The following is a 3322-nucleotide window of genomic DNA, read 5'->3' as shown; positions in this document are numbered from 1 at the left end:
GTCTCGTGGGCTCGGAGATGTGTATAAGAGACAGAAGGGGTAGTCAAAAAAGCCCCGTCCCAAATTAGCTGCCCCAAGCGCACTTCCCCTGCACCAGCAATGGCAACATCGCAGGTTGAGCATAAGTCAGACACGGGCGCCAGAGCGAGCAAGCTGCTCCCTGCACCAGCAAGGGAAACGTCGCAGGTTGAGCATAAGTCAGCGAGCGCCGTCCAGAACGTACAAGTTGGCATGAAAAAGGCAAGGCATAGACCTTTTGGTCATGCCTTGCCTTTTGAATGACAAATTGTCGTTCTGGGCGGCGCGCAGCGTCAACTGGTTGCGCGGTTCGTAGAACCGCGCAACATAAGAGCGCCCCCTCCCGCGCACGGAACGGGAGGGGGCTAAAGGTAGGAGTCTACCGGTGGGTGACCCCACCGGACAGACGATGACCAAGTGATCCTCTACAGGATCGTCAAGGTTTCCGTGGGGCACCCGTTGGGTACTTAGATCAACACGCAGGCGACAGTCAGGATGATGGCGCAGACGACGGAGAGAACGACGATGAGCTTAAGGGCAAACTTGAGCCAGGTCGTCCACTCGATCTTGGCCAGGGCGAGACCGCCCATGATGGCACCGGAGGTCGGGGTGAACAGGTTCACGACACCGATGGCGGCGGAGAAGATCATGACCATGACCTCGGGCGAGAAGCCGAGCTTAACAGCCAGCGGTCCCATGATGGGCATGGAGACGGTAGCCATACCAGAGGTCGACGGGATCAGGAAGGACAGGCCGAAGTAGACCAGGAAGCTCATGGGAGCGAAGATCACGCCGGACAGACCAGCCAGGGCATTGGCGGCAGCGTCGAGGACGTAGACGTCGAGACCGGTGTTGGCCATGAGGACGGAGATGCCACGGGCGAGGGCGATGACGAGAACAACGGACATCATGTCGGCAGCGCCGGTGATGAAGGTGTTAACGATCTGCTTCTCGGACAGGCCACCGATGATACCGATCAGGATAGCCATGAGGAAGAACCAGGTGGAAGCCTCGTCGAAGTACCACTGGCCAATGGGCAGGCCGGTGATCAGGGCAGACCAGCCCTGGACGACGGTGTTACCGTCGGCATCGTAGACAGCGCCAGCGTCAAAGAAGTTGGCAACGCCCTCGTTGAGGTCGGCCAGCGGAATGAAGCCGACGATCATGACGACGAAGGTGAAGGCAAAGGCGATCAGAACACCCTTCTGACGACCGGTGAGCTTGACCTCCTTGTTAACCTCGGAAGCAGCCTTGCCGTGAGCCTCTTCGGCGTCCTTGAGCTCCTGCATCGAAAGGATGGTGGAACCCTTGTCAGCCTTGACCTTCTTGGCATAGCCCATGACGAAGAAGATGGAAATGGCCGTGGTAACAATCCACAGGACGGCACCGAGGCCGATGATGATGGACTGGTTGACCTCAATGCCAACGCCGGTCAGAGCGTCGACGGCAGCGCCGACGGCGAACGGGTTAACCGTGGAGCCCAGGCAGCCGCAGCCAGCGCCGAGCAGGACGGTAGCAGCGCCGACCATGGGGTCGAAGCCGGCAGCCATCATGGTAGCGGCGAGCAGGGCGTAGAAGGGAACGGTCTCCTCGCACATACCATAGGTGGTACCACCGAGGGAGAAGATGAGCATAAGGACAGGAACGAGCATGATCTCGTTGCCCTTAAGCTTCTGCACCAGAACGGCGATGCCGTTGTCCAGAGCGCCGGTCTCGGTCATCATACCGAGGAAGCCGCCCAAGATCATAACGAAGAGGCAGACGGGCAGAGCGTCAGCGAAGCCCAGAATCGGGGCGGTGCAGAAATCGCTCAGGCGGGCTGCAGTAACAGCGCCGCCGGACGTGCCGGAGACGATAACGGTAATCACTGCAACAATTGCCAGCAGAGCTAGAAGAATGGTGAACGATGAAGGCATACCGCGCTTTTTCTTAGCGGTCTCAGTCATAGTTCTCATCCCCCCTTCATAAATCATTTAACTTTCTCGCGCGAAGCGGATCTTCCGTGCCGTGCCCACCGCCCGACGCAAGATATTTACCAGACAAACCGCTCGGGGTGTGCAGCAATACACCCCGAGCGAAATGCTTAAAGGCTCTTACTTGAGCGTTGCGTACATGACAGCCTTGATGGTGTGCATGCGGTTCTCGGCCTCGTCGAAAACCTTGGAAGCAGGGCTCTCGAAGACCTCGTCGGTGACCTCCTGCTCGGTAATGCCGAACTGCTCGCACTTCTCGGCGCCAATCGTGGTGTTGGTGTCGTGGAAGCTGGGCAGGCAGTGCAGGAAGATGGCACCCGGGTTGGCCATAGCCATGACCTCGGAGGTGACACGATACGGGGTGAGCTGAGCGATGCGCTCGGCCCAGACCTCGTCAGGCTCGCCCATGGAGACCCACACGTCGGTGTAGATAACGTCGGCACCGGTGACGCCGTCCTTGACGTCGGTGGTCAGCTTGATGGTGCAGCCGTTGGCCTCGGCGATGGGCTTGCAGGCCTCGATGACATCGTCAGCGGGCATGCACTCCTCGGGGCCACAGGCCACGAAATTCATGCCGAGCTTGGAGCAGACAACCATGAGGGAGCGAGCAACGTTGTTCTTGCAGTCGCCCATGAAGACGAGGGTCTTGCCCTTGATGTCGTAGTTGAAGTTCTCCTGGACGGTCAGGATGTCGGCGAGCATCTGGGTGGGATGCCACTCAGTGGTCAGGCCGTTCCACACGGGCACGCCGGACTTAGCGGCGAGCTCCTCGACGTCGTCCTGGGCAAAACCACGGAACTCGATGCCGTCATACATGCGGCCGAGAACGCGGGCGGTGTCCTCGATGGACTCCTTCTTGCCCATCTGCGACGAACCCGGATCGAGGTAGGTGACGCCCATGCCCAGATCCATGCCGCCGACCTCGAAGGCGCAGCGGGTACGAGTGGAGGTCTTCTGGAAGAGCAGAACGATGTTCTTGCCCTCGAGATAGCGATGCGGAACGCCAGCGCGCTTCATGTCCTTGAAGTTCTTGGAGAGCTTGAGCAGGTACTCGATCTCCTCGGTGGTGAGGTCGAGGAGCTTGAGGAAGCTACGGCCGGAGAGGTTAACACCCATGGTTCGTTTCCTTTCGAAAAAATAAATTACGCAAGTATTAGTGTTGCCCGTTTGACGGGCGAAACCGGTGCGGTTGTAGGGGGACCGCACCGGAAACGGAAAGACTTAGAGGTCCTCGCGCCAGAAGGGCATGCTCATGCAGCGCGGGCCGCCACGGCCGCGGGAGAGCTCGGCGGAGGGCACGACGAGAAGGTCCAGGCCCTCCTTGTACAGCA

General features: G+C 59.5%; 3 protein-coding genes. All 3 read right to left on the bottom strand.

Annotation, left to right across the window (positions count from 1 at the left end; translation table 11 throughout):
• Positions 1–485: 485 nt before the first annotated feature.
• Positions 486–1973, bottom strand: coding sequence for a YfcC family protein (locus ACTQV4_RS10180; protein ID WP_441540634.1), 1488 nt, complete (start codon positions 1971–1973; stop codon positions 486–488).
• Between the two features lie 138 nt (positions 1974–2111).
• Positions 2112–3107 carry an ornithine carbamoyltransferase gene (gene argF, locus ACTQV4_RS10175; RefSeq protein ID WP_006234279.1) on the bottom strand — a complete coding sequence of 332 codons (996 nt, stop codon included), beginning with the start codon at positions 3105–3107 and terminating at the stop codon, positions 2112–2114.
• 105 nt (positions 3108–3212) lie between these two features.
• Positions 3213–3322, bottom strand: a 110-nt coding sequence (locus ACTQV4_RS10170) for an arginine deiminase family protein (protein ID WP_148332920.1), incomplete at its 5' end; no start/stop codon positions are given.

Source organism: Collinsella sp. LCP19S3_B11, from assembly GCF_052121915.1.
Classification (GTDB): Bacteria; Actinomycetota; Coriobacteriia; order Coriobacteriales; family Coriobacteriaceae; genus Collinsella.
Note: the sequence above shows the minus strand (reverse complement) of the source record. Positions and strands in the feature narration are given on the sequence as shown.

Coding starts and splice junctions, on each gene's coding strand:
- argF (WP_006234279.1), bottom strand. CDS start 3,107: ATGGGTGTTAACCTCTCCGGCCGTAGCTTCCTCAAGCTCCTCGACCTC.
- ACTQV4_RS10180 (WP_441540634.1), bottom strand. CDS start 1,973: ATGAGAACTATGACTGAGACCGCTAAGAAAAAGCGCGGTATGCCTTCA.